Source organism: Pseudomonas solani (genome assembly GCF_026072635.1).
In the GTDB taxonomy this organism is placed as follows: domain Bacteria; phylum Pseudomonadota; class Gammaproteobacteria; order Pseudomonadales; family Pseudomonadaceae; genus Metapseudomonas; species Metapseudomonas solani.
The window spans coordinates 3,785,579-3,810,294 of sequence record NZ_AP023081.1 but is presented as its reverse complement, the minus strand read 5'-3'; the positions used below and the strand labels follow the sequence as shown (position 1 = coordinate 3,810,294).

The following is a 24,716-nucleotide window of genomic DNA, read 5'->3' as shown; positions in this document are numbered from 1 at the left end:
TGCGCGACAAAAATCCGGAAGCCGTTCCCATGACCTTGGCTCCTCGCCAGCAGGAAATCCTCGACCTCGCCCGCGACCGTGGCTACGTCAGCATCGACGAGCTGGCCCAGGCCTTCGCCGTGACCCCGCAGACCATCCGCCGCGACATCAACCAGTTGGCCGAACAGGGCCTGCTGCGGCGCACCCACGGAGGTGCTGCCAGCGAGTCGTCGAGCATCCAGAACACCGCCTACGCCATGCGCGCCGGGCTGATGCGCGACGAGAAGCAGCGCATCGCCGAAACCGTGGCGGCGCTGATTCCCGACCATGCCTCGCTGTTCATCAACATCGGCACCACCACCGAAGCCATCGCCCGCGAACTCATGGGCCACAAGGGCCTCAAGGTCATCACCAACAACCTGCACGTGGCCGCGCAACTGGCCGACCGCGCGGATTTCGAGGTGCTGGTGGCCGGCGGCACGGTGCGCAGTGACGGCGGCATCGTCGGCCCCTCGGCGGTGGACTTCATCCAGCAGTTCAAGGTGGACTACGCCATCGTCGGCATCAGCGGCATCGACGATGACGGCAGCCTGCTGGACTTCGACTACCAGGAAGTCCGCGTCTCCCAGGCCATCATCGACAACGCCCGCCAGGTGCTGCTCGCCGCCGACTCCAGCAAGTTCGGCCGCAACGCCGTGGTACGCCTGGGCTCCATCGCCCTGGTGGACCGCGTGATCACCGACCACGCGCCCTCCCCCGCCCTGGCCCGCCTGATGGCCGAGCACAAGGTCCACCTCGACCTGGTCTGAGCCGCGCCAGCGCGCCCCTCCTTTCGTCGCCCACCCGCTCGCAGCCGCGCATGCGGGCTGGCGGTTTCATGCGTATTCGACTAGCATTTTTCGGAAACGAACATTCAAAGTTCACTTTCGACTTACGGTGCCGCCTGCATGAACCCTCCGATGAGCCGCCAATCGCCCATTTCCGAAGTCTATGACCTGGCCGTCGTCGGTGGCGGCATCAATGGCGTGGGCATCGCCGCCGATGCGGCCGGGCGCGGGCTGTCGGTTTTCCTTTGCGAAAAGGACGACCTCGCCCAGCACACCTCCTCCGCCAGCAGCAAGCTGATCCACGGCGGCCTGCGCTACCTCGAGCACTACGAGTTCCGCCTGGTGCGCGAAGCCCTGGCCGAGCGCGAAGTGCTGCTGGCCAAGGCCCCGCACATCGTCCGCCCCATGCGCTTCGTGCTGCCCCACCGCCCGCACCTGCGCCCGGCCTGGATGATCCGCGCCGGCCTGTTCCTCTATGACCACCTCGGCAAGCGCGAGAAGCTGCCGGGCTCCCGAGGCCTGAAGTTCGGCGCCGGCAGCCCGCTGAAGGCGGATATCGCCCGCGGCTTCGAATACTCCGACTGCTGGGTCGACGACGCCCGCCTGGTGGTGCTCAACGCCATGGCCGCCCGCGAGAACGGCGCGCACATCCACACCCGCACCCGCTGCGTCAGCGCCCGCCGCAGCAAGGGCCTGTGGCACATCCACCTGGAACGCGCCGATGGCACCCTGCTGTCGATCCGCGCCCGCGCCCTGGTCAACGCCGCCGGCCCCTGGGTGGCGAAGTTCATCAAGGACGACCTCAAGCAGAAGTCGCCCTACGGCATCCGCCTGATCCAGGGCAGCCACATCATCGTGCCCAGGCTGCATGACGGCGAGCACGCCTACATCCTGCAGAACGAGGACCGCCGCATCGTCTTCGCCATCCCCTACCTGGAACGCTTCACCCTGATCGGCACCACCGACCGCGAATACCAGGGCGACCCGGCCAAGGTGGCGATCAGTGCCGAGGAAACCGCCTACCTGCTGGACGTGGTCAACCGCCACTTCAAGCAGCAGATCAGCGAGAAGGACATCCTGCGCACCTATTCCGGCGTGCGCCCGCTGTGCGATGACGAGTCCGACGACCCTTCCGCCGTCACCCGCGACTACACCCTGTCGCTGGAAGCCCACCCGGGCGAAGCGCCGCTGCTCTCGGTGTTCGGCGGCAAGCTCACCACCTACCGCAAGCTCGCCGAATCGGCCCTGGCCCAGCTGGCGCCGTTCTTCCCCAACGCCAAGCCGAGCTGGACCGCCAGCCAGCCGCTGCCCGGTGGCGAACAGATGAGCAGCCAGGCTGAACTGGCCGAAGCCCTCTGCGCCCGCTTCGGCTGGCTGCCCGACAGCCTGGCGCGGCGCTGGGCCGGCACCTATGGCAGCCGTACCTGGAAGATGCTGGATGGCGTGCAGAACCTCACCGACCTGGGCGATCACCTCGGCGGTGGCCTGTACAGCCGTGAAGTGGATTACCTGTGCCGCGTGGAATGGGCCACCGGCCTGGACGACATCCTCTGGCGCCGCACCAAGCTCGGCCTGTTCATGACCCCCGGCCAGCAGGAACGCCTCGCCCAGTACCTGCTCAACCGCCCCAAGGCCGATGCTGCCTGACCCTGAAGGCAGCCACACCATCACGCCGTAGGGTGGGCCGGGCGCCGTTCCGCTTCAGCCCACCAACAACGACGCGATAAACGGACCCGGGAAGAAATGATCATTCCGCAGGTAGCCCGGGCTTCAGCCCGGGGAGCCTGGCACGAAGTGGGGGGATGACCGTGGGGCGTCTATTGGTGGGCTGAAGCCCACCCCCTCTCACAGCCCTCGAGCGAAGAACTCACAGCTGCGCCACGTGCCCATCCACCTGCCGATGGGCAAGCAGGTGCGGCAGCACTGCCGCCAGCAGGGGCTCCTTGAAGGCCTCCTGGAATCGGTGGGCCAGCCCCGGGATCAGCTTCAGTTCCGCCCCCTTGATATGCGCCGCCACGTGCACGCCATGCATCACCGGCAGCAGCGGGTCGGCGGTGCCGTGCACCACCAGGGTCGGCACGCTCAGGCGGTTGAGCATCTCCACGCGGCTCGGCTCGGCGAGTATCGCCAGCATCTGCCGCTGCACGCCCTCGGGGTTGAAGGCACGGTCATAGGCCCGTGCGGCCTGCTCCAGCAGCTGGGTGCGATCGTCCGCCACATCCGGGCTGCCCAGGGCGGCCAGCAGGTCGGCCTGCTGCTCCAGTGCCACCTCGCGGCTCGGCGCCTCACGGCGGGCCAGCAGGGCGATCAGCGCATGGCTCGGCGCCGGCAGCCCCTGGGCGCCGGAGCTGGTCATCACCAGGGTCAGGCTCAGCACCCGCTCCGGGGCGATATCGGCCACATGCTGGGCGATCATCCCGCCCATGCTCGCGCCCAGTACATGGGCCTGGCGGATATGCAGGGCGTCCATCAGGCTCAGCGTGTCACCGGCCATGTCACGCAGGCTGTAGGGCGCCTGCACGGGGAAGCCCAGGCGGTAGCGCACCGCTTCGTAGGTCAGGTTGGCGGCGGGTTCCGGATGGGTCCAGGCGGAAAGACCGACGTCGCGGTTGTCATAGCGGATCACCCGGAAACCCTGCTCGCAAAGGGCCGCCACCACCTCGTCGGGCCAATGGATGAGCTGGCCGCCAAGCCCCATGATCAGCAGCAGCGCCGGGTCCTTTTCATCGCCGATGCTCTGGTAGGCCAACCGCACTTCGCCCAGGTGCACGGTCTCCGTCGGCACCTGCGTATCGCAGCGCGCGGAGGCAAAAGCGGGCAGGCCGCACAGCAAGGCGGCGAGGAAAATGAAAAGACGCATGATGAAAATCCAGAACGCAAAACCCCAGTGAAACGCGATTCTGATGAATCTCTTTCGTGCGCACTGCCACAGAACCGTGACAATTTCATGAAGGGCGCCCAACGGTCGTTGCGGGCCTCTGCAATGGCATTTCCACGAGCCTTGTAGCGCTTCCGTTACAGCGTAACGACAACGCTACAGCCGCTGCAGGCCCGGGCTGACGGGAGTCAGACTGCAGCGGGCGCGGCCGGGTTCGCCCTGTTGTAGCGAAATCCCTACAGCCGCTTCGTCGTGCTCCACCCCGAATATCCCCAACCCCTTGATAACCCTGTGTTTTTTACCCCTGGCACCGCCCTTGCTATCCCTCACCCCAGGACCATGACCGAGGATTTCCCATGTTCAGCAAGCACGACCAGATCCAGGGCTACGACGACGAACTCTTCAGTGCGATGCAGGAAGAAGAGCAACGCCAGGAAGACCACATCGAGCTGATCGCCTCCGAGAACTACACCAGCCAGCGGGTGATGGAAGCCCAGGGCAGCGGCCTGACCAACAAGTACGCCGAGGGCTACCCGGGCAAGCGCTACTACGGTGGCTGCGAATACGTCGACAAGGTCGAGCAGCTGGCCATCGACCGCGCCAAGGAGCTGTTCGGCGCCGACTACGCCAACGTCCAGCCGCACTCCGGCTCTTCCGCCAACTCCGCCGTCTACCTGGCCCTGCTCAACGCCGGCGACACCATCCTCGGCATGAGCCTGGCCCATGGCGGCCACCTGACCCACGGCGCCAAGGTGTCGTCCTCCGGCAAGCTCTACAACGCCGTGCAGTACGGCCTCGACACCCGCACCGGGCTGATCGACTACGACGAAGTCGAGCGCCTGGCCGTGGAACACAAGCCGAAGATGATCGTCGCCGGCTTCTCCGCCTATTCGAAGACTCTCGACTTCCCGCGCTTCCGCGCCATCGCCGACAAGGTCGGGGCGCTGCTGTTCGTCGACATGGCCCACGTCGCCGGCCTGGTCGCTGCCGGCCTGTACCCCAGCCCGCTGCCCTACGCCGACGTGGTCACCACCACCACCCACAAGACCCTGCGCGGCCCGCGCGGCGGCCTGATCCTCGCCCGCCGGAACGAGGAGATCGAGAAGAAGCTCAACTCCGCCGTGTTCCCCGGCGCCCAGGGCGGCCCGCTGATGCACGTCATCGCCGGCAAGGCGGTGTGCTTCAAGGAAGCGCTGGAGCCCGGCTTCAAGACCTACCAGGCCCAGGTGATCAAGAACGCCCAGGCCATGGCCCAGGTGTTCATCGAGCGCGGTTTCGACGTGGTTTCCGGCGGCACCGACAACCACCTGTTCCTGCTGTCGCTGATCAAGCAGGGCCTCACCGGCAAGGACGCCGACGCCGCCCTCGGCCGCGCCGGCATCACCGTGAACAAGAACGCCGTGCCCAACGACCCGCAATCGCCCTTCGTCACCTCCGGCGTGCGCATCGGCACTCCGGCCATCACCACCCGTGGCTTCAAGGAGCCGCAGAGCATCGAGCTGGCCGGCTGGATCTGCGACATCCTCGACCACCTCGGCGATGCCGATGTCGAGGCCCAGGTGGCCAAACAGGTCGCGGCCCTCTGCGCCGATTTCCCCGTGTACCGCGGCTGATCCACGCCCATGAAAAAGGCGGCCCGAGGGCCGCCTTTTTCGTTACCACGCCCTGGTCAGGCGAACTGTGCGCGCAGCTGCCGCGCCGCCGCCACCATGTTCACCAGTGCCGCTTCGGTCTCCGGCCAGGCGCGGGTCTTCAGGCCGCAATCCGGGTTGACCCACAGGCGCTCGGCGGGGATGCGCTCGGCCGCCTTGCGCAGCAGGCCGGCCATCTCGGCGCTGTCCGGCACACGGGGCGAGTGGATGTCGTAGACGCCCGGGCCGATCTCGTTGGGGTAGGCGAAGGCCTTGAAGGCCTCCAGCAACTCCATGTCCGAGCGCGAGGTCTCGATGGTGATCACGTCGGCATCCATGGCGGCGATGGACTCGATCACATCGTTGAACTCGCTGTAGCACATGTGGGTGTGGATCTGGGTCTGGTCCGCCACGCCCGAGGCGCACAGGCGGAAGGCCTCGGTGGCCCAGTCCAGGTAGCCCTGCCACTGGCTGCGGCGCAGCGGCAGGCCCTCGCGGAAGGCCGCCTCGTCGATCTGCACGATGCGGATGCCCGCCGCCTCCAGGTCCACCACCTCGTCGCGGATGGCCAGCGCCAGCTGCCGGGCCTGCTCCTCACGGGTCAGGTCCTCGCGGGGGAAGGACCACATCAGCATGGTCACCGGGCCGGTGAGCATGCCCTTCATCACCTTGTTGGTCAGGCCCTGGGCGTAGCGGATCCAGTCCAGGGTCATGGCCTTCGGGCGGCTCAGGTCACCGAAGATCACCGCCGGCTTCACGCACCGCGAACCGTAGCTCTGCACCCAGCCGAAACGGGTGAACAGGTAGCCGTCCAGCTGCTCGGCGAAGTACTCGACCATGTCGTTGCGCTCCGCCTCGCCGTGCACCAGCACGTCCAGGCCGAGCTGCTCCTGCACCTCCACCGCATGGCGGATCTCGCTGTGCATGGCCTCGGTGTATTCGGCCGCCGACAGCTTGCCCTGCTTGAAGGCCTGGCGCGCCAGGCGGATCGACGCCGTCTGCGGGAAGGAGCCGATGGTGGTGGTGGGGAACAGCGGCAGATCGAGGTGCGCGCGCTGCTGGCGGATGCGTTCGGCGAAAGGCGAGCGTCGCTGGCTGTGGGCCGGCTCGATGGCCGCCAGGCGCGCCTGCACCGCCGGCTTGTGGATGCGCGGCGAGCGCGCACGGTCGGCCTGCACGGTGCGGCTGTGGGCCAGGGCGGCCAGCACCTCGGGGGCTTCCGGCTCGTTCAGAGCGCGGCCGAGGATGGCGACCTCGGCGCACTTCTGCACGGCGAAGGCGAGCCAGTCCTTGAGTTCGCCATCGAGTTTGTCCTCACGGCCCAGGTCCACCGGGCTGTGCAGCAGCGAGCAGGACGGCGCCACCCACAGGCGCTCGCCCAGGCGTTCATGGGCATGCCGGAGCACATCCAGGGCCTTGTCCAGGTCGCAGCGCCAGACGTTGCGGCCGTTGACCAGGCCCAGGGACAGCACCTTATAGGCCGGCAGGCGGTCGAGGATGGTCGGGTACTGCTCCGGGGCGCGCACCAGGTCGATGTGCAGGCCGTCCAGCGGCAGGCTCGCGGCCAGGCCGAGGTTGTCTTCCAGGCCGCCGAAATAGGTGGCGATCAGCTTCTTCAGCGGCTCGCGCTGCAGCAGGTTGTAGGCCCGCTCGAAGGCACTCTTCCACTCCTGGGGCAGGTCCAGCACCAGGATCGGCTCATCGATCTGCACCCACTCCACGCCCTGGGCGGCCAGGCGCTGGAGGATCTCCCCGTACACCGGCAGCAGGCGCTCCAACAGGTCGAGGCGGTCGAACTCACCGCCCTTGGCCTTGCCCAGCCACAGGTAGGTCAGCGGGCCGATCAGCACCGGCTTCACTGGGTGGCCCAGGGCATGGGCCTCGTCCACTTCCTCGAACAGCTGTTCCCAGCTCAGCTGGAACTGCTGGTCAGCGGTGAACTCCGGCACCAGGTAGTGGTAGTTGGTATCGAACCACTTGGTCATCTCCTGGGCATGAGCGCCGCCGCAGCAACCACCGGAAACGCCACGAGCCATGGCGAACAGGGTGTCCAGGCCGGGCTTGCCGCTGTGGGGGCGGAAGCGCTCGGGCACCACGCCGAAGGTCAGCGAGTGGGTCAGCACCTGGTCGTACCAGGCGAAGTCGCCCACCGGCAGCAGCTCGATGCCGGCGTCCTTCTGCAGTTGCCAATGGGTGGCACGCAGGTCACGGCCAACAGCGCGCAGCCCGGCTTCGTCGAGTTCACCTTTCCAGAAGGCTTCGAGGGCTTTCTTCAGTTCGCGGTCGCGACCGATGCGGGGGAATCCAAGACTGTGGGCCAGGGCCATGGCATGACGCTCCATTCAGGTTGATGGCGCTATTGTCGACAGCCAGGCCTCCATGAGACAAACTCAACATTTTCTCGTTCGTCACAAATTCTGCTCATAGAGAATCGCCATGCTCGAGTTCCGCCACCTCAAGACCCTGCACGCCCTGCGCGAGGCCGATAGCCTGGTGGAGGCGGCGGAACGCCTGCACCTCACCCAATCGGCCCTCTCCCACCAGTTCAAGGAACTGGAGGAACGCCTCGGCATGCAGCTGTTCGTGCGCAAGACCAAGCCGGTGCGCTTCACCAGTGCCGGCCTGCGCCTGCTGCAACTGGCCGACTCGCTGCTGCCGCAACTGCGCAACGCCGAGCGCGACATCGCGCGGCTGGCCGGCGGCACCGCCGGGCGCCTGCACATGGCCATCGAATGCCACAGCTGCTTCCAATGGCTGATGCCGACCATCGACCAGTTCCGCGATGCCTGGCCGGAAGTGGAGCTGGACCTGGCCTCGGGCTTCTCCTTCGCCCCGCTGCCGGCCCTGGCCCGTGGCGACCTCGACCTGGTGGTGACCGCCGACCCCATCGACCTGCCCGGCATCACCTACGTGCCGCTGTTCACCTACGAAGCGCTGCTGGCGGTGGCCAACCAGCACCCGCTGGCGGGCAAGCCCTATATGGTCCCCGAGGACCTGGAAACGGAAACCCTGATCACCTACCCGGTGGAACGCGACCGCCTGGACATCTTCACCCGCTTCCTCGAACCCGCCGACGTCGAACCGGCCCAGGTGCGCACCTCGGAACTCACGGTGATGATGATGCAGCTGGTGGCCAGCGGCCGCGGCGTCTGCTGCCTGCCCAACTGGGCGCTGCACGAGTACAGCTCGCGGGGCTACGTCACGGCCAAGAAGCTGGGCGAGAAATCCCTCTACGCCACGCTCCACGCCGCCATCCGCTCGGACATGCTCGACGCCCCCTTCATGCGCGACTTCCTGCTCACCGCCAAGGACACCTCCTTCGCCACCCTCGAGGGCGTCAGCGCCGCGCGTTGAACCGCAGACACAGACCAACTGTAGGAGCGACTTCAGTCGCCAAGCGGTGCGCAGCACCGCCAAGGGCTTCGCGAGCAGAGCTCGCTCCTACGAGAAGGCCCGTGCCAGCCCTGTAACCCGGGGGCCATACGCCCCCGAACGCCAAAGCCCGGGCCCCGCTCAGAACAGCGCCAGGCTATAGCTCAGGATCACCCGGTTCTCATCCACGCCCCGGCCCACGCTGGTGCGGTAGACGGCGTTGCGCCAGGTCAGCCCCAGGTCCTTGAGCGGGCCGCTCTGCACCGCGTACTTGATGTCCGTGTCGCGCTCCCAGCCCTCCACCGAGCGGCCATCGCCCAGCTCGCCGTCCCGGGCCTTGAAGTAGCGGGTCATCAGCGACAGCCCCGGCACCCCGAGGGCGGCGAAGTCGTAGTCATAGCGCAACTGCCAGGAGCGCTCGCCGCGCTCGACGAAGTCGTAGTACTGGCCGAAGTTCACCAGGTAGGCATCGGCCCCCTGCACGTAGGGGAAGGCGGTGCGACCACTCATGCGCTGCAACCCCAGGCCCAGGGCATGGCCGTCGTGGCGGCGGTAGGTGAACAGGCCACCGACCGAGCGGTTGTCGATCTCGCGGCTCCAGCCGGTGCCGGCATCGCGGCTGTCGAACAGGCGCAGGTCCAGCTCCAGGCGGTCCTCGCCCAGGGGCAGGCGGCCCTTGAGGCCGAAGAAGTCCTGGCGGTAGAGGTCCTCCAGTTCGGCATGGTGATAGCTCAGCACCCAGCCGGGGCGCGCCTCCCAATCGACGCCGGCGAGGTCCAGGTGCCCGGCGCGCGGCCCGGCGGTGAAGCGCTTGTTGCGGTTGTACAGCGCCAGGTCGCTGCGCCCGCCCTCGTTGCGCTGGCTCACCTCGTCCAGGCGCGCCAGGGTGAAGCCCAGGCCCTCCCACTCGCGGGATTCCACCAGGCCGCCATGGAAGGTCTGCGGGAACAGGCGGCCGTTGTTCGGCTGCAGGGTGGGCAGCTTCGGCACCAGCGCGCCGAGCTTCAGTTCGCTGCGCGACACCCGCGCCTTGAAGGTGCCGTCGAGACGGCCGTAGTCATCGGCGGCGCGGCCATCGTCCTGCACCGCCAACAGCCCGGTGCCGGCGCGGCCCTTGCCGGAATCCAGCTTCAGGCCCAGGCGGCCCATGGCGTCCACGCCGAAGCCAACGGTGCCCGGCGTGTAGCCGGAGCGGTAGTCGAGGAGGAAGCCCTGGGCCCACTCCTCGTGCAGCGAATCGCCGGTGTCGTTACGGAAGTCGCGGTTCATGTAGAAGTTGCGCATCTGCAGGGTGGCGCTGGAACCCTCGATGAATCCCTCGGCGGCCAGGGCCCAGGGGGCCGCGCCGCCCAGCAGCAGGGCAATGAAGACAGGGGGGTGTTTCTTGTTGTTATGCATGGTGCTCTCCAAGGCTCGGGGCGCCGGGTGGCGCCCCTTCGTCAGGGAGCGCTCAGGTGCGCTCCAGGACCACGGCCACGCCCTGGCCCAACCCCACACAGAGGCTGACCACGGCGTAGCGCAGGTTCTTGCGTTGCAGGGTGCGGCAGGCGGTCAGCGCCAGGCGCGCACCGGAGGCGCCCAGTGGATGGCCGATGGCGATGGCGCCGCCGTGGGGGTTGACCCGGGGGTCGTCCGCCTCCAGGCCCAGCCCCTTGAGACAGGCCAGCACCTGCGGGGCGAAGGCCTCGTTGATTTCGATCAGGTCGACCTCGCCCAGCGTCAGGCCGGCGCGTTGCAGCGCCAGCTGGATCGCCGGCTGCGGGCCGATGCCCATGATCCGCGGCTCGACACCGACGCTGGCGCTGGCCAGCACCCGCGCCAGCGGCCGCACGCCGTGGCGCTCGCCGATGGCGCGGTCGCCCAGCAGCAAAACGGCGGCACCATCGTTGATGCCCGAGGCGTTGCCGGCGGTGACCACGCCCCCCGGGAACAGCGCCGGCAACCCGGCCAGCCTGGCCAGGTCGATGTCGGCGCGGGGATGCTCGTCCCGCTCCACCCGCGTGACCTCGCCCGCGCGGCGCCCGGGAATCTCCACCGGCAGGATTTCGCCCGCGAAGAAGCCCGCCTCCAGCGCCGCCTGGTAGCGCAGCTGCGAGGCCAGGGCGAAGCGGTCCGCGGCCTCGCGAGAAATACCGAACGCGCGGGCGATCTCGTCCCCCGTCTCCGGCATCGAATGGGCGCCGTGCCGCGCCACCAGGCGCGTGTTGGCGAAGCGCGCGCCGATGGTGCTGTCGGCCACCTCCAGGTCACGGCTGAAGGCACGCTGCGCCTTGGCCATGACGAAGGGCGCCCGCGACATGCTCTCGGCGCCGCCGGCCAGGACCAGCCGGCCTTCGCCGCAAGTGATCGCCCGCGCCGCGTCGACCACCGCCGACAGGCCGCTGGCACACAGGCGGTTGACCGTCTGGCCGGCCACGCGCACAGGCAGGCCGGCCGCCAACAGGGCGTTGCGGGCCAGGTTGCGGCTGTCTTCCCCGGCCTGGTTGGTGCAGCCGAGGATCACCTCGTCCAGCGCCTCCAGCGGCAACCCGGCGGCCGTCAGCACCGGCATCAGCAGGCCAGCGACGAGATCGTCCGGGCGCACCGGAGCCAGGGCGCCGCCGTGACGGCCAAAGGGCGTGCGCAGGCCGCCATAGATATAGGCATCGAGCATCAGCGTTCTCCTTGGAAGGGGGCATCGACATGCAGCAGGGACAGGCCCAGCCGCGCGCGGCGGCGCAGCCAGGGGCTGGGGCGGTAGCGCGGGTCACCGCTGAGGGCGTGCAGGCGCTGGAGGATCGACAGCACCCGCGCGGCGCCCAGGTGGTCACCCCAGGCCAGCGGGCCCAGTGGGTAACCCAGGCCCAGGTGCAGGGCCAGGTCGATATCGGCCGGCGTGGCGATGCCCTGCTGGGCGATGTCGCAGGCCAGGTTGACGATGCCGGCCAGGGTGCGCTGGACCACGAAGCCAGCGCTGTCGCGGATCACCGTGACCTTGCCGCCATCGGCCGCGAACAGGGCTCGCGCGGCCTCCAGGCAGTCCGGCCGAGTGACGGGCGTGGACATCAGGCAACGGTGCGAGGTCCGCTCGGCCAGGGCATCGAAAGCCACCACCCGGGTGGGGTCGAGTTCGAGGTGCAACGCCGCCTCGGTGGCATCCAGGCCCAGGGGCGCCAGCAGGCAGAGCGCCCCAGCGGAAGGCCGCTTGCCCTCCTCCAATACCGCGCCCAGGCCTTCCAGCCAGGGGCGCAGAAGCGCAGCGTCGAAGCCTTCGTCCAGGCCCAGCCACACCGGCATCCGTGGCCCATCCAAAGCCACGATCGGTGGTTGCTCCACAGCGTCGGGCGGTGGATAGCGATGGAAGCCACGCCCGCTCTTGCGCCCCAAGTGGCCGGCGGCCAGGCGCTGGCGCAGCAAGGGGTGCGGGCGGTAGCGCGGCTCCTCGTAGTACTGCCGGTAGATGGACTCCATGACCGGCACGCTGACGTCCAGGCCCACCAGGTCCATCAGCTCGAAGGGGCCCATGGGGAAGCCCGCGCCATCGCGCAACAAGGCATCCACCTCGGCCGGCGCCGCCACGCCCTCGGCGAGGATGCGCAGCGCCTCGGTGCCATAGGCGCGCCCGGCATGGTTGACCAGGAAGCCCGGCGAGTCCTGCGCCCGCACCGGCTGGTGCCCCAGCCGCCGCACCAGCGCCAGCAGCCGCTCGACCACGTGCTCGTCGGTGGCGAGCCCCGGGATCACCTCCACCAGGCGCATGCGCGGCACCGGGTTGAAGAAGTGCAGCCCGGCTACTCGCCCCGGCGCCTCGCAGGCCGCCGCGATGGCGGTGATCGACAGCGACGAGGTGTTGCTGGCGAGAATCGCCTCATCCCCCAGCAGCGCCTCCAACTGGCGGAACAACGCCTGCTTGGCGGGCAGCTCCTCGACTATCGCCTCCACCACCAGCTGGCAGCCGGCCAGGCCCTGCACCCCTTCCACCGGCAGCAGGCCGACACGGGCCTGCTCCAGTTGGGCGTCGCTGACCCGGCCCTTGTCCCGCTGCTTCTCCAGCTCGGCAAGGATGCGTTCGCGGGCCTGTGCTGCCGCCTCGGGCCGCATGTCATGCAGCCGCACCTGCAGGCCGGCGCAGGCCGCCAGCTGGGCGATGCCCTGGCCCATGGCGCCGCAGCCGACCACGCCGAGGTGGGTGATCTCGTTCCCGTTCATCGGCCCTGGTACTCCGGCTCGCGCTTGGCGAGGAAGGCGCGCATGCCCTCCTTCTGGTCCTGGCTGTCGAACAGCAGTTGGAAGGCCTGGCGCTCCAGCAGCAGCGCGCTCTCCAGGGGCAGGTCGGCACCGTCGCGCACCACCGCCTTGATCTGCGCCACGGCCAGCGCCGGCAGGCGGGCGATCTCTTCGGCCAGGGCCAGCGCGCGGGGCAGCGCGTCGTCGTCGGCCCGCTCGCTGACCAGGCCCATGGCCAGGGCCTCCTCGGCGCCCACCAGGGCGCCGGTCAGCAGCAGGCGCAGCGCCCGGTACTTGCCCAGCGCCCGCACCAGCCGCTGGGTGCCACCGGCACCGGGCATGATGCCGAGGCGCACCTCGGGCTGGCCGAAGCGCGCCGTGGCGCCGGCGACGATCAGGTCGGCGTGCAGCGCCAGCTCGCAGCCCCCACCGAGGGCCAGGCCGTTGACCGCGGCGATCAGCGGCTTGCGGCACTGCGCCAGGGCCTGCCAATAACGCTCCACGCGCCGTTGTTGCACCTGCAGCGGGCCGGCCTCCACCAGCTCCCCCAGGTCGGCGCCGGCGGCGAAGACCGTGGGGCCGCCGCTGATGACGATGGCCCGCACCTCGGGGTCGTCGTCCAGGCCCTGCACGGCGTCGGCCAGGGCACGGCGCAGGGCCATGTCCAGGGCGTTGCGCCGCTCCGGGCGATCCAGGGTCAGCAGGGCGACGCCGGGGCCGGGGTGTTCGAGCCGCAGCGGTGGCGGCGGGCAAAAGCGTTCTTCATGGACCGTCATGACGATCTCCGATCAGTTCTCTGTGCAGGGGAAACGGGGGTGCGTCAGCCGCGCACCACGCCGCGCCGGACGAGGTCGTCGATGCACACGGCATCCAGGCCAAGGCCATCGAGCAGCTCGCGGCTGTGTTCGCCCAGGGCCGGCGGCGGGCTGCGGTACTGCGCCGGGGTGCGCGAGAGCTTCACTGGCGAGGCGATGCCGCGGTAATCGCCCAGCTCCACCAGCATTCCGCGGTGCAGGGTGTGCGGGTGGGCGATCACCTGGTCCACCGTGGCCACTGCGCCGCAAGGCACGCCCAGGCGGATCAACGCCTCGGCCAGGGGCGGGCCGTCGTGCCCGGCCAGGTAGCCTTCCAGCGCGGCCTTCAGGGCCTCGCGGTGCACCGAGCGGCTGCCGTTGTCGGCGAAGCGCGGGTCGCCAAGCAGTGCTTCGGCACCCAGGTGCTCGCAGAGCCGGGCGAACTGGCGGTCATTGCCCACGGCGAGGAAGATCGGCTCGCCGCCGGTGCGGTAGCTGTCGTAGGGGGCGATATTGGGGTGGGCGTTGCCGCTGCGCGGAGTCACCCGGCCGGAGCCGAAATAGTTCGGCAGGTGCGGGTGCAACAGGGAGATGCCGCAGTCGTAGAGGGTGATGTCCACGGACTGGCCACGCCCGCTGCGCTCGCGCTCGTGCAGCGCCAGGAGGATGCCCGCCAGGGCGTTGAGCCCGGTGACCATGTCCACCACCGGCAGGCCCACCCGCAGCGGCCCACCCTGGGCTTCACCGTTCACGCTCATCAGCCCGGCCATGGCCTGGATCGCCGCGTCATAACCGGGCAACCCGCCCAGGGGGCCGTCGGCGCCGAAGCCGGATACCGAGCAATGGATCAGCCTGGGGAAGCGCTCGGCCAGCACCTCGGCATAGCCGATGCCCCAGCGCTCCAGGGTGCCGGGCTTGAAGTTCTCCAGCAGCACGTCGGCGTCTTCCAGCAGGCGCATTAGCAGGTCGAGGCCTTCGGCCTGGCCAAGGTCCACCACCAGGCCCTTCTTGTTGCGGTTGATGCCACGGAAGTAGGAGGCCGTGTCGCCCTCGAAGGGCGGGCCCCAGCCACGGGTCTCGTCACCGGCCGGCGGTTCCAGCTTGATCACCTCGGCACCGTGGTCGGCCAGGGCCTGGGAGCAGTAAGGGCCGCCCAGCACGCGGCTGAGGTCGATGACCTTGACACCCTGCAGGGCGCCTCGGGGAATGCTCGTCGTCATTGTGTTAGGTCTCATCGAGCGGGTCAGTGAGGCAGCAGGGTCAGGGCGTCGTCCAGACTCAGCGGCCCTTCTTCCAGCAGGCGCGGCAGCAGCGCATCGCTCGCCTCCTCGCCCTCCAGTTCCAGCGGGTCGCGGGGCAGCACGCGGTGGCGCAGCACCAGCAGGGCCAGGGCCAGGCGGCGGTGGTCCGGGGCCAGGCGCGAAGCTTCCCAGGCCATGAACACGGCACTGACGACGTGGTAGAGGGCACTGCCGGCCTGGCGTACCTGCTGGTGGCGGCGCTCTTCGGCGACACGGCGAATGGTGCCCAAGGCACGGGCCAGGCAGTCGCGCAGCAACTGGTCGGCGGGCGACGGCAGGGCGGCTTCGTCCAGCAGCCCTTGCAGGTGGTGCTGCAAGGGCTCCAGTGCGCCTTCGCGGGTCACCGCGCGGGCGATGTCCAAGGCGACTATGTTGCTGGTGCCCTCCCAGATGGAGCCCAGGTGGGCGTCGCGCACCAGCCGCGCATCGCTCCATTCCTCGATGTAGCCGACGCCGCCGCGCACCTCCATGGCATCACCGGTGACCCGGCGGGCATCGCGGCAGGCGCGGAACTTGATCAGCGGGGTGAGGATGCGCACGCACTTTTGCGCCGCCTCGTCGCCACCGTCGGCGCGGGGCAGCAGCGTGGCGATCTGCATGTACAGGGAGCGGGCCTGCTCGGCCGGCAGCATCTGCTTGAGCAACTGGCGCTGCATCAGCGGCATGTCCACCAGGCGCTTGCCGAAGGCCTGGCGGTGGCGGGCGACGAACAGCGCCTCGTTGAGCGCCCGGCGCATCAGCCCGGCAGCGCGCACGCCGTTGGACAGGCGCGACATGTTGACCATGTCGGCCATCTGCTGGAAGCCGCGCCCCACCTCGCCGATCAGGTAGGCGGTGGCGCCCTCCAGGACGATCTCGCCGCTGGCCATGGAGCGGGTGCCGAGCTTGTCCTTCAAGCGCACGATGCGATAGGCGTTGCGGCTGCCGTCCGGCCGGAGCCTGGGCAGCAGGAACAGGCTTACCCCGGCCATGCCCTCGGGGGCGTCCTCGGGGCGCGCCAGCACCATGGCCAGGTCCGCGTCCGGGTTGGAGCAGAACCACTTGTCACCGTGCAGCGTCCACTGGCCGTCTTCGAAGCGGGCGCGGGTGCGGGTGCGTGCCACGTCGGAACCGGCAGCCTGCTCGGTCATGAACATGGCGCCCTGGAACAGGGTGTCGAAATCCCGCGAGGCCAGGCTGGGCAGGTAGCGCTCCACCAGCTCGGGGGCGCCGTACTTGCGCAGGGTGCGGGTCAGGGAGTCAGTCATGCTCACCGGGCAGCAGAGGCCGAACTCCGCCTGCACGAAGAGGTAGGTCAACGCGTACTTGATCAAGGGCGGCGGGCCGTCCGCTACATGGCTCATGGAGGCCAGGCCGAGCTCTGCGTAGGCGACGCGCTCCAGGGCCACGTAGTCGGGGTGCTTGAGCACTCGCTGCAGGTCCTCGCCACGGCGGGTGCGGCTGGCCAGCACCGGGAGGTTCTTGTCGGCCGAGAGCGCCAGGCGGTCCAGCTCGCCACCGGCACGGGCACCCAGCGCCTGCAGGCGCGGCAGCCAGGGCGCCAGCACTGCTTCGGGGAGGTACAGGGACAGCAGGCGGGCGAGATCGGGGTCGGCGTCGAAGAGGTTCATCCCGCTGCTGTCGGGGATGTTCAGGTCGTCGATGACGGGGGGTTCGAGCAGGGCGTTCATGGCGTCACTCCTTCTTGTCGTGCGCCGAGACTAGGAAGCCCTTCGATAAGTATCCAATAGAATAAAAAGCCCATACGATAAGAAAAACATATCGTTGAAAGGGGCATCGGATGGACCTCAAGCAGCTTCGCTACTTCATCGCCGTCGCCGAGGAACTGCACTTCGGCCGCGCCGCCGCGCGCCTGTTCATCTCCCAGCCGGCGCTGTCCTTCGACATCAAGAAGCTGGAGGAACAGCTGGGCGTGCAGCTGCTGGTGCGCACCAACAAATCGGTGAAGCTCACCGCCGCCGGCCAGGTGCTGCTGGACGAGGCCCGTAGCCTGTTGCAGCAGGCCGAGCAGGCACGGCGCCTGACCCTGCGTTCGGCCCAGGGCGCGCTGGGGCGGCTGCGGGTGGGCTTCGTCAGCTCCATGCTCTACCGCGGCCTGCCGGCGGCGGTGCGCCGTTTCGAGCAGGCGCACCCGGGCATGGAGGTGGTGCTGCAGGAGATGAACAGCGCCGAGCAGGCCCTGGCCCTGCAACGCGGGCAGATCGACATCGGCTTCGTCCATCGCGGCCCGCTGCCGGCCGGGCTGCGGGCCGAGCCGCTGCTGGCCGAGCCCTTCCTCTGCTGCCTGCCGCCGGGCCATCGCCTGGCCGGTGCGGCGAGGCTCGACCTGGGCGAACTGCGCGAGGAGCCCTTCATCCTCTTCCCGCGCCCGGCGGCACCGCACTACCACGACCTGATCATCGCCTGCTGCGTGGCGGCCGGTTTCAGCCCGCAGATCCGCCACGAGGCGCGACTGTGGCAGACCATTGCCGCCATGGTCGGCCAGGGCATGGGCGTCGCGCTGCTGCCGGAATCCCTCTGCCGTGCCTGGCCCGGCGTGGTCGGCGTACCGCTGAAGCAAGCCGGCGCACAGTCGGAGATCCATGCCCTGTTCAGCGAGGAAAACGCCCCCGAAGCGGCCCATGCCTTCCTTGCCCGGCTGCTGCAGCAACTGCCCGGCGACGATACGGATTCGGTTATCGCGCCATAAGAACAAACGACTATTGATTTACTGCCTGCGCTCCTAGACTCCGGCTCGACTCGAGTCCCAAACCACGCACCAGCCACCCCGCCACGACCTTGCCTGCACCGGCGGGCATACGGCTGGTTCGCCAGATAAAAACAACAAAGAGGTGGAGTCCATGAACCACGCCCTGCACCCGGACGACCGGGAACAGCATCGCAAGGCCCGCAAGGCGGGCATCGCTTCCTTCATCGGCACCACCATCGAGTGGTACGACTTCTACATCTACGGCCTGGCCGCCGCGCTGGTCTTCGGCAAGGTGTTCTTCCCCGCCGACATGGACCCGGGCGTCGCCACCCTGCTGTCCTTCGCCACGCTCTGGTCCGGCTTCATCGCCCGGCCCCTGGGCGGCATCATCTTCGGCCACCTGGGCGACCGCATCGGCCGCAAGACCACTCTGGTGATCACCCTGATCATGATGGGCCTGGCCACCACCGGCATCGGCCTGCTGCCCACCTATGCGCAGATCGGCGTCTGGGCGCCGGTGGCGCTGGTGTTCCTGCGGGTGATCCAGGGCATTGCCGTCGGCGGCGAGTGGGGTGGCGCCATCCTCATCGCCAGCGAGAGCGCGCCCAAGGGCAAGGGCATCCTCTACGCCGCCTTCGCCCAGCAGGGCTCGCCCACCGGCAACCTGCTGGCGACCCTGGCCTTCTTCGCCCTGAGCAGCCTGCCCATGCCGGACTTCCTGCAATGGGGCTGGCGCGTACCCTTCCTGCTCTCGGCCATGCTGGTGATCATCGGCATGGTGATCCGCCTGACCCTGGAAGAGTCGGCGGACATGCAGCGCCTGATGCGCGAGAAGAAGACCGCCAAACTGCCGATCCTCGAAGTGCTGCGCAAGCACTGGCTGGTGGTGCTGCTCGGCGCGGGCACCCTGCCGGTGATCCACGTCACCTACTTCAAGAGCACCTTCGCCCTGTCCTGGGCCACCAAGACCCTGGGCTACAGCCAGAGCACCTTCCTCAGCATCATCGTCATCGCCCTGATCGTGCAGTTCATCAGCCAGCCGATCGGCGCACTGCTGACCATCCGCATCGACATGCGCAAGGCAGTGGCGATCATGGTGCTACCGGAGTTCATCCTGATGCCGGCGATGTTCTTCGCCGTGGAAACCAACGTGTATTGGATCGCCGCCGTCGGCATGTGCCTGGCGACCATCCCCCACGCCATGTTCTACGGCGCCATCGGCGGCATCCTGGCCCGCGCCTTCCCCACCCGGGTGCGCTACTCCGGCCTGTCGCTGGCCTATCAGCTGTGCTCGCTGCTGGTGGGCGGCGGCACCCCGCTGCTGGCCCAGTGGATCCTCAACTCCACGGGCAGCATCGTCGGCGTCGCCATCGCCTCGGCGCTCTACGCAGTGGTGTCGCTGGTCTGCACCCTGGCCCTGCTGCGCATCACCGGCCACCGCGCCAGCGAACTCTCCACCGCCGAGCGGGACAACGGCGACCCGGATGCCGAAGCCGAGCCCCGCCGCGACGCCCGCATCGGCCAGACCAACCCGGCCTGACCGCCGCCCCCACGACCCGCGTGCACGCCACGCGGGTTGCACCTGGCACATTCCCTGTAGGGGCGAATTCAGTCGCCAAGCGGTGCGCAGCATCGCCAGCAGCTTCGCGAGCAGAGCTCGCTCCTACGAGGAGGCACGCGCCAGCCAAGTAGCCCGGCTTCAGCCCGGGACCGCACGCCCCATCCGCCGCTCATGCTCGATCAGCCAGCGTTTGCGCCACAGCCCGCCGCCGTAGCCGGTGAGGGAGCCGTCGGAGCCGATGATGCGGTGGCAGGGGATGACGATGGCGATCTGGTTGGTGCCATTGGCGCGGGCCACGGCGCGTACCGACGAGGGCGAGCCGATGGCGCGGGCCAGGTCGGCGTAGCTGCAGGTGATGCCGAAGGGGATCTCGCGCAGGGCCTGCCACACGCTGCGGGTGAAGGCCGAGGCGCCCATGGCCAGCGGCGTGGCGAAGACCACCGGCTCACCGGCGAAATAGCGCGAAAGCTCCGCCTCGATCTGGTCGATGGGGGCGAAGCGGCCGAAGCCGATGCTGGTGCCGGTGAGTTTCTGCAGGTTCTTCAATTCGTTGGCCAGGGCCGGCCGGTCGAAGAACTCCAGCAGGTGCAGGGATTGCGCATCCGCCACCGCCAGCATCACGCCCAAGGGCGTTTCCAGCCAGTCGGCCTTGAGCAGCTCGCGCCCGCGCAGTTGCGACGGCGGCTCGCCCAGCAGGCGGGTGAAGGCGCTGCGGAAACCACTGTCGGAATCGAAGCTGGCGGTCACCTGGGCGTCCACCACCCGCGCCCCGGCGGAGAGCTGGGCCAGGCCGTGGCCGATGCGGCGCAGGCGGGCCATCTCCAGGAAGGTCACGCCGAAGTGGCGTTTGAAGGCACGGCGCACCGTGGACGGGTCGTGGCCGAGGGCGACCAGGTCGCCCTCCAGCCAACGCCTCTCCTGATCCTGCTCCAGCAGCGCGATCAACTCCTTGACCAGCGGCTCCTGGGCGCCCACCTGGTCCAGCGGGCGGCAGCGCAGGCAGGGGCGGAAGCCCGCCTCGACGCAGGCCTTGATGCTGCCGAAGAACACCGAGTTCTCCCGCTTGGGTTTGCGCGCGGCGCAGGTCAGGCGGCAGAACACCCCGGTGCTTTTGACCCCGACGAAGGCGAAGCCCTCATAGGCCGGGTCGCGCTCCAGCAGCGCCTGGTACAGGGTCTCGTCATCGGGTAGCGAATCGAACAGCGGGGCATCCATGGCCGGCTCCGGAACCGAGGGAAAAGAGCGCCCACTTTATGCCAGGAAACCAACCTTTGCCGCCTCGGATCGGGCGTCTATTCCACCGGGAAGGCGAGCACGGTGCCCGCCCTCCCCGGCGCGGCCGTCAGGCCTCTTCGAAGTGCAGCTCCGGCGGCTGGCGACGGAAGCCACCGGTGAGCCAGGCGAGGTAGATCACGCCCAGGGCCAGCCACGACAGGCCGAGGATGATGGCCAGGTGGTCGAGGCTGATCATCAGCCACAGGGTGGAAACCATGCCGATCAGCGGGCAGACCACGAACAGCAGCGCCTCGCGCGGGCCGCGTTTATCGCTGCGCAGCCAGTAGTGGAAGATCACCGACAGATTCACCAGGCTGAAGGCCAGGAAGGCGCCGAAGTTGATGAAGGAGGTGGAGGTGGTCACGTCCATCTCCAGTGCCAGCAGGGCCACCACGCCGCACAGCACGATGCTGCCCACCGGGGTGCCGAAGCGCTCGCTGAGGCGGCCGAACAGGGATTGCGGCAGCACGCCGTCGCGGCCCATGGCGAACAGCAGGCGCGAGGCGCTGGCCTGGGCGGAGAGGCCCGAGGTGAACTGGCCGACGATCAGGCCGATGAGGAAGACCGACACGAACACATCACCGCCGATATTGCGGGCGATCTCGTAGGCCGCCGAATCCGCGCTCTGGAACTCGATGGACGGGTGAGCCAGCTGCACGAAGTAGGAGGTGAAGATGAAGATCAAGCCGCCGATCAGGGTGATCAACAGGATCGCCTTGGGGATGGTGCGGCTCGGGTCGCGGGTCTCTTCGGTGAGGGTGCTCACTGCGTCGAAGCCGAGGAAGGAGTAGCAGGCGATGGCCGCGCCGCTCATCACCAACGGCAGGTTGAGCCCCTCGCCGACGAAGGGCGCCAGGGACCACAGCGGTTTGCTGGCATCGCCCAGCACGTAGTGCACGCAGAGCGCGACGAAAGCCAGCAGCACCAGGAACTGCACCAGCATCAGCGCGCCGTTGATGTTCTTCGCCAGCTTCAGGCCGACCACGTTGATGGCCGTGGTGACGCCGATGAAGGCCAGCACCCAGACCGCCTGGGGCACACCGGGGAAGGCCGAATGCAGGTAGGCCGCGCCGATCAGCCAGATGGCCATGGGCAGGAACAGGTAGTCCAGCAGCACCGCCCAGCCGGCGAGGAAGCCCAGCTTGGGGCTGATGGATTTGCGCACGTAGGTGTAGGCCGAGCCGGCCACCGGGAAGGCCGCGGCCATCCGTGCATAGCTAAGCGCGGTGAACAGCATGGCCAGTGAAGCGGCCACGTAGGCGGCGGGAACCAGGCCCTGGGTGACGTCGGCGAGGATGCCGAAGGTGCCGAGGACGATGATCGGGGTCATGTACGCGATGCCGAACAGCACCACGGACCCCAGCGACAGGGTGCGCTGAAGACGAGCCATTACTGCTACTCCGAATTGTTGGTTGTTATGGCAGAGCCGAAGTCGGCGAAGGTGGAGCGACCGCCCAATGCAGGCGGTAATGCGGGCGCCTCGGGGGCGCCCGTCAAATCAGAGTTAGGGAATCAGCAGCTCGCGGCGGCCGTCGGCGTGCTCGCGCATCTCGCCCGGCAGCACCATGCGCCGGTCGTCGAGGTAGCGGTAATCGCTGCGCGCGGCGGCGATCTGGCCGAGGTCCAGCTCGATGATCTGCCGGCACTCCTCGCGCCCGGCTTCCAGCAGCAGGCGGCCAAAGGGATCGACCACGGCGCTGCCACCGGCGAACACCAGGTCGCCATCGCCCTCGCCCACGCGGTTCACCATCACGGCGAAGGCCTGGTTCTCCATGGCACGGCCCATGATCGCGGTGCGATGGGTGGGGCCGTAGGGGTCCATGTTGCCGTTGGTGACGATGATCAGCTCGGCGCCGAGCTGGCCGAGGGCGCGGGCGCTCTCGGGGAATTCGATGTCGAAGCAGATCAGCAGGCCCACGCGCACACCCTTGAACGGGCAGGTGGCGTAGCGGTCGCCGGGGGTGAAGATGCCGCGGTCCGAGGCCCAGAGGTGGGTCTTGCGGTATTTGAGGGCGATGCCTTCGGGAGTGATCAGCAGCGTGGTGTTGTAGTAGGTGCCGGCGTCGTTCTCGGCCACGCCTATGGCCACGGCGACGTCGCGCTCGCGGGCGGCGCGCTGCACGGCCTGGACGGTGCGGCCATCCAGCGGCTCGGCGACGGCGGCGATGTTCTCGCGGGTGGGGAAGCCCATCAGGTGGGTTTCCGGGAACACCACCAGATCGGTGTCGGCGGCGCAGGCGGCGATGGCTTCCAGGGCGCGGGCGAGGTTGTAGGCGGTATCGCCGTCACGACCGGCCAGCTGGACGAGTTCGACCTTCATGGGGACTCCTGATTCTTGTCTTGGCACGAGACCTGATTGCGCAAACCGGTCAGAATGCGCGCTGCGTCGGTCCCGGGTGTTCCCGAAGTATGGAACCGCAGACGCTTCCGGTGAAATTACGCCCGCGTGGTAACCCATCAGGGGTAGAAACATGACGTTGAGCCTGCAGGACATCGCCTGGCACCGCTCGGTGGGGCAACTGATCGAAGCCCTGGACGCCCCGGGCTTCTGGGTGGCACTGGTGCGCACCCTCGGCCAGTACGTGCCCCACGACAGCTGGGTGGCGTTGCTGTTCAGCGAGGGCCGGCCCCAGGTGTTCGCCGAATGCCCGGGCGAGGATGGCGAGCCGGACCTGCTGTTCCAGGACTACCTGGACGGCCTCTACCTGCTCGACCCCTTCTACATCCACAGCCGCGAAAGCAACCGTGGCGGCCTGCTGCGCCTGGCCGACGTGGCGCCGGAATGCTTCGAGCAGACCGACTACTACCAGCGCTACCACCGCCTCAACGTGGTGGCCGACGAGCTGCAGTTCAACGTGATGCTGGAAGGCGGGCGCACCCTGTGCCTGTCCCTCGGCTCACGCCAGGCCTTCACCCCCGAGCAGATCGCCCTGCTGAGCCTGGTGGAACCCTGGGTGACGGCGCTGATGCGCCAGCGCCTGGCCTTCGAGCGCGAACTGCTGACCCGCGCGCCGCAACCGGCGCCGAACTGGGAAGTGCAGCTGGAACAGGTGGGCCAGCAGGTGGAAAGCGCCCTCACCGCCCGCGAACTGGAAGTCGCCCGGCTGATGCTCAGCGGCTGCTCCAGCAAGGAAGTGGCGCGCAAGCTGGCCATCTCGGCGGAGACGGTGAAGGTCCACCGCAAGCACATCTACGCCAAGCTCGGGATCAAGTCGCAGTCGGAGCTGTTCTCGCTGTTCCTCAAGGCGCAGCGGGGGTAGAGCACAGCGAAATCCATGCTGCGCAATGGGGACCGCTACGCGCTCCCAGGCGAATGAATTCGCCCCTACAGGTGCGCCATGAAGCACCGTAGGTTGGCGCCGAGCGCAGCGAGGCCCAACGCATCGGGGCCCCGGTTCAACGCCAGCGTGGGAGCGAATTCATTCGCGATGGGGCCCAGTGTGCGGCCAATCGCGGTTGAAACCGCTCCCACAGAAGGCGCACCGCACTCTGCTCCCCTCAGCGGCGGCGTTGACGAATGCCGTTACCCAGGTTGAAGCACCTGGGCGCAGTGCTGCAACGGCTCAAGGGCCCTGCAAGCGCTTGGTCGCAGCGCCATAGACTTTGCTTCGCTCTCGCTTGCCCACGGCGATCACGGTGACAACCACGCGACTGTCGATCACCTCATATACCAGCCGATAGCCGATGGCACGCAGCTTGATCTTGTAGCAGTTGGGCATATCCCGGAGCTTGTCGGCCTCGACTCGGGGGTTGTCGAGCCGTTCCTTGAGCTTTCTGGCGAACTGCAACTGGATGGTCTTCCCCAGCTTTCCCCACTCCTTGAGCGCTTGAGCGTTGAACTCCAGGTCGTACTTAGTCGGCTCCGCCGGCTTGCGCGATGAGGTCATCGATATCTACCCGTACAGTAGGTTCACCAGCCCGAGCGCGCACGGCTTCAGCCAGTTGCAGATCGTCAATCAGTTCCAGCATGGCTTCGTAGCGTGCAGGGGGCACGGCATAGAACGCCGGTTCATTTCGATTGAGGATCACGACCGTTTCGCCGCCACCTTCACGGATGGTGCCCATGGGGTCTTTTTTCAGTTCCGTCACTGACGCCGCAATGTCAGCCAAAACCACGTAGGTCATCGCCATATCTGCCTGTTCTCCGCTATCTGCGTTTCTAAGGTGCCTGAGCTCATTTCCAAGGGCCGAACCATCAAGCTT

Annotated in this window: 20 protein-coding genes; 7 read left to right on the top strand and 13 right to left on the bottom strand. The window is 68.3% G+C overall.

Annotated elements, in window-relative coordinates; translation table 11 throughout:
- The first annotated feature begins 29 nt into the window (after positions 1 to 29).
- A complete protein-coding gene (locus PSm6_RS17350; protein ID WP_021222792.1) occupies positions 30 to 788 on the top strand; it encodes a DeoR/GlpR family DNA-binding transcription regulator in 759 nt (252 codons plus the stop codon).
- A 138-nt stretch (positions 789 to 926) separates the two neighbouring features.
- Positions 927 to 2,453 (top strand): glycerol-3-phosphate dehydrogenase, encoded by a 1,527-nt coding sequence (glpD, locus tag PSm6_RS17345; protein WP_265167852.1) that lies wholly within the window; start codon positions 927 to 929, stop codon positions 2,451 to 2,453.
- Positions 2,454 to 2,673: 220 nt separating this feature from the next.
- Here the strand turns inward: glpD and PSm6_RS17340 are convergent, their stop codons facing one another.
- Positions 2,674 to 3,666, bottom strand: coding sequence for an alpha/beta fold hydrolase (locus PSm6_RS17340; protein ID WP_265167851.1), 993 nt, complete (start codon positions 3,664 to 3,666; stop codon positions 2,674 to 2,676).
- Between the two features lie 374 nt (positions 3,667 to 4,040).
- Here PSm6_RS17340 and glyA point away from each other — a divergent pair, with 374 nt between their 5' ends.
- Entirely contained in the window at positions 4,041 to 5,297 is a 1,257-nt protein-coding gene (gene glyA / locus PSm6_RS17335) for a serine hydroxymethyltransferase (RefSeq protein ID WP_184491592.1), read from the top strand.
- Positions 5,298 to 5,353: 56 nt separating this feature from the next.
- Here the strand turns inward: glyA and metE are convergent, their stop codons facing one another.
- A complete protein-coding gene (gene metE / locus PSm6_RS17330; RefSeq protein WP_021217004.1) occupies positions 5,354 to 7,642 on the bottom strand; it encodes a 5-methyltetrahydropteroyltriglutamate--homocysteine S-methyltransferase in 2,289 nt (762 codons plus the stop codon).
- Between the two features lie 109 nt (positions 7,643 to 7,751).
- Between metE and metR the strand changes: the two genes are divergently transcribed.
- The gene (gene metR / locus PSm6_RS17325; protein WP_021217003.1) at positions 7,752 to 8,669 is read left to right on the top strand and encodes a transcriptional regulator MetR; all 918 of its coding nucleotides are present in this window, start codon (positions 7,752 to 7,754) and stop codon (positions 8,667 to 8,669) included.
- 159 nt (positions 8,670 to 8,828) lie between these two features.
- On the opposite strand, the gene PSm6_RS17320 is transcribed toward metR, so the two are convergent.
- From PSm6_RS17320 to PSm6_RS17295, 6 genes are read right to left on the bottom strand one after another with little or no spacing between them, the layout of a single operon-like run.
- Positions 8,829 to 10,085, bottom strand: a complete 1,257-nt coding sequence (locus tag PSm6_RS17320) for an OprD family porin (RefSeq protein ID WP_021217002.1) — start codon at positions 10,083 to 10,085, stop codon at positions 8,829 to 8,831.
- Positions 10,086 to 10,137: 52 nt separating this feature from the next.
- Positions 10,138 to 11,340, bottom strand: coding sequence for a 3-oxoadipyl-CoA thiolase (locus PSm6_RS17315; protein WP_021217001.1), 1,203 nt, complete (start codon positions 11,338 to 11,340; stop codon positions 10,138 to 10,140).
- Positions 11,340 to 12,875 carry a 3-hydroxyacyl-CoA dehydrogenase gene (locus PSm6_RS17310; protein WP_265167850.1) on the bottom strand — a complete coding sequence of 512 codons (1,536 nt, stop codon included), beginning with the start codon at positions 12,873 to 12,875 and terminating at the stop codon, positions 11,340 to 11,342. The genes PSm6_RS17315 and PSm6_RS17310 overlap by 1 nt, the downstream gene beginning before the upstream one ends.
- Entirely contained in the window at positions 12,872 to 13,669 is a 798-nt protein-coding gene (locus PSm6_RS17305) for an enoyl-CoA hydratase-related protein (protein WP_265167849.1), read from the bottom strand. The genes PSm6_RS17310 and PSm6_RS17305 overlap by 4 nt, the downstream gene beginning before the upstream one ends.
- A gap of 44 nt (positions 13,670 to 13,713) precedes the next feature.
- Entirely contained in the window at positions 13,714 to 14,907 is a 1,194-nt protein-coding gene (locus PSm6_RS17300; RefSeq protein ID WP_021216999.1) for a CaiB/BaiF CoA transferase family protein, read from the bottom strand.
- A 23-nt stretch (positions 14,908 to 14,930) separates the two neighbouring features.
- Positions 14,931 to 16,658, bottom strand: coding sequence for an acyl-CoA dehydrogenase family protein (locus PSm6_RS17295; protein WP_021216998.1), 1,728 nt, complete (start codon positions 16,656 to 16,658; stop codon positions 14,931 to 14,933).
- 110 nt (positions 16,659 to 16,768) lie between these two features.
- On the opposite strand from PSm6_RS17295, the gene PSm6_RS17290 reads away from it, so the two are divergent.
- Complete coding sequence (locus PSm6_RS17290) at positions 16,769 to 17,677, top strand: LysR substrate-binding domain-containing protein (protein ID WP_021216997.1); 909 nt, start codon at positions 16,769 to 16,771, stop codon at positions 17,675 to 17,677.
- Between the two features lie 151 nt (positions 17,678 to 17,828).
- Positions 17,829 to 19,217 carry an MFS transporter gene (locus PSm6_RS17285; protein ID WP_021216996.1) on the top strand — a complete coding sequence of 463 codons (1,389 nt, stop codon included), beginning with the start codon at positions 17,829 to 17,831 and terminating at the stop codon, positions 19,215 to 19,217.
- 159 nt (positions 19,218 to 19,376) lie between these two features.
- On the opposite strand, the gene PSm6_RS17280 is transcribed toward PSm6_RS17285, so the two are convergent.
- From PSm6_RS17280 to PSm6_RS17270, 3 genes are all read right to left on the bottom strand, one after another.
- Entirely contained in the window at positions 19,377 to 20,453 is a 1,077-nt protein-coding gene (locus tag PSm6_RS17280; protein ID WP_021216995.1) for a bifunctional transcriptional activator/DNA repair enzyme AdaA, read from the bottom strand.
- 127 nt (positions 20,454 to 20,580) lie between these two features.
- Positions 20,581 to 21,903: an APC family permease gene (locus PSm6_RS17275; RefSeq protein ID WP_021216994.1), complete on the bottom strand. Its 1,323-nt coding sequence runs from the start codon at positions 21,901 to 21,903 to the stop codon at positions 20,581 to 20,583.
- 114 nt (positions 21,904 to 22,017) lie between these two features.
- Positions 22,018 to 22,833, bottom strand: coding sequence for a carbon-nitrogen hydrolase family protein (locus tag PSm6_RS17270; RefSeq protein ID WP_021216993.1), 816 nt, complete (start codon positions 22,831 to 22,833; stop codon positions 22,018 to 22,020).
- 151 nt (positions 22,834 to 22,984) lie between these two features.
- On the opposite strand from PSm6_RS17270, the gene PSm6_RS17265 reads away from it, so the two are divergent.
- Positions 22,985 to 23,773 carry a helix-turn-helix transcriptional regulator gene (locus PSm6_RS17265; protein WP_031286909.1) on the top strand — a complete coding sequence of 263 codons (789 nt, stop codon included), beginning with the start codon at positions 22,985 to 22,987 and terminating at the stop codon, positions 23,771 to 23,773.
- A gap of 303 nt (positions 23,774 to 24,076) precedes the next feature.
- Here the strand turns inward: PSm6_RS17265 and PSm6_RS17260 are convergent, their stop codons facing one another.
- Together PSm6_RS17260 and PSm6_RS17255 are read right to left on the bottom strand one after the other, a co-directional pair.
- Positions 24,077 to 24,400 carry a type II toxin-antitoxin system RelE family toxin gene (locus PSm6_RS17260; RefSeq protein ID WP_031286908.1) on the bottom strand — a complete coding sequence of 108 codons (324 nt, stop codon included), beginning with the start codon at positions 24,398 to 24,400 and terminating at the stop codon, positions 24,077 to 24,079.
- On the bottom strand, positions 24,366 to 24,638 hold the full coding sequence (locus PSm6_RS17255; RefSeq protein WP_169708322.1) for a type II toxin-antitoxin system Phd/YefM family antitoxin: 273 nt from the start codon (positions 24,636 to 24,638) through the stop codon (positions 24,366 to 24,368). The genes PSm6_RS17260 and PSm6_RS17255 overlap by 35 nt, the downstream gene beginning before the upstream one ends.
- Positions 24,639 to 24,716 lie beyond the last annotated feature (78 nt).

Coding starts and splice junctions, on each gene's coding strand:
- PSm6_RS17310 (WP_265167850.1), bottom strand. CDS start 12,875: ATGAACGGGAACGAGATCACCCACCTCGGCGTGGTCGGCTGCGGCGCC.
- PSm6_RS17275 (WP_021216994.1), bottom strand. CDS start 21,903: ATGGCTCGTCTTCAGCGCACCCTGTCGCTGGGGTCCGTGGTGCTGTTC.
- PSm6_RS17285 (WP_021216996.1), top strand. CDS start 17,829: ATGAACCACGCCCTGCACCCGGACGACCGGGAACAGCATCGCAAGGCC.
- PSm6_RS17290 (WP_021216997.1), top strand. CDS start 16,769: ATGGACCTCAAGCAGCTTCGCTACTTCATCGCCGTCGCCGAGGAACTG.
- metR (WP_021217003.1), top strand. CDS start 7,752: ATGCTCGAGTTCCGCCACCTCAAGACCCTGCACGCCCTGCGCGAGGCC.
- PSm6_RS17265 (WP_031286909.1), top strand. CDS start 22,985: ATGACGTTGAGCCTGCAGGACATCGCCTGGCACCGCTCGGTGGGGCAA.
- PSm6_RS17350 (WP_021222792.1), top strand. CDS start 30: ATGACCTTGGCTCCTCGCCAGCAGGAAATCCTCGACCTCGCCCGCGAC.
- PSm6_RS17270 (WP_021216993.1), bottom strand. CDS start 22,833: ATGAAGGTCGAACTCGTCCAGCTGGCCGGTCGTGACGGCGATACCGCC.
- PSm6_RS17340 (WP_265167851.1), bottom strand. CDS start 3,666: ATGCGTCTTTTCATTTTCCTCGCCGCCTTGCTGTGCGGCCTGCCCGCT.
- PSm6_RS17260 (WP_031286908.1), bottom strand. CDS start 24,400: ATGACCTCATCGCGCAAGCCGGCGGAGCCGACTAAGTACGACCTGGAG.
- metE (WP_021217004.1), bottom strand. CDS start 7,642: ATGGCCCTGGCCCACAGTCTTGGATTCCCCCGCATCGGTCGCGACCGC.
- PSm6_RS17295 (WP_021216998.1), bottom strand. CDS start 16,658: ATGAACGCCCTGCTCGAACCCCCCGTCATCGACGACCTGAACATCCCC.
- PSm6_RS17315 (WP_021217001.1), bottom strand. CDS start 11,340: ATGCTCGATGCCTATATCTATGGCGGCCTGCGCACGCCCTTTGGCCGT.
- PSm6_RS17255 (WP_169708322.1), bottom strand. CDS start 24,638: ATGACCTACGTGGTTTTGGCTGACATTGCGGCGTCAGTGACGGAACTG.
- PSm6_RS17305 (WP_265167849.1), bottom strand. CDS start 13,669: ATGACGGTCCATGAAGAACGCTTTTGCCCGCCGCCACCGCTGCGGCTC.
- PSm6_RS17300 (WP_021216999.1), bottom strand. CDS start 14,907: ATGACGACGAGCATTCCCCGAGGCGCCCTGCAGGGTGTCAAGGTCATC.
- PSm6_RS17320 (WP_021217002.1), bottom strand. CDS start 10,085: ATGCATAACAACAAGAAACACCCCCCTGTCTTCATTGCCCTGCTGCTG.
- PSm6_RS17280 (WP_021216995.1), bottom strand. CDS start 20,453: ATGGATGCCCCGCTGTTCGATTCGCTACCCGATGACGAGACCCTGTAC.
- glpD (WP_265167852.1), top strand. CDS start 927: ATGAACCCTCCGATGAGCCGCCAATCGCCCATTTCCGAAGTCTATGAC.
- glyA (WP_184491592.1), top strand. CDS start 4,041: ATGTTCAGCAAGCACGACCAGATCCAGGGCTACGACGACGAACTCTTC.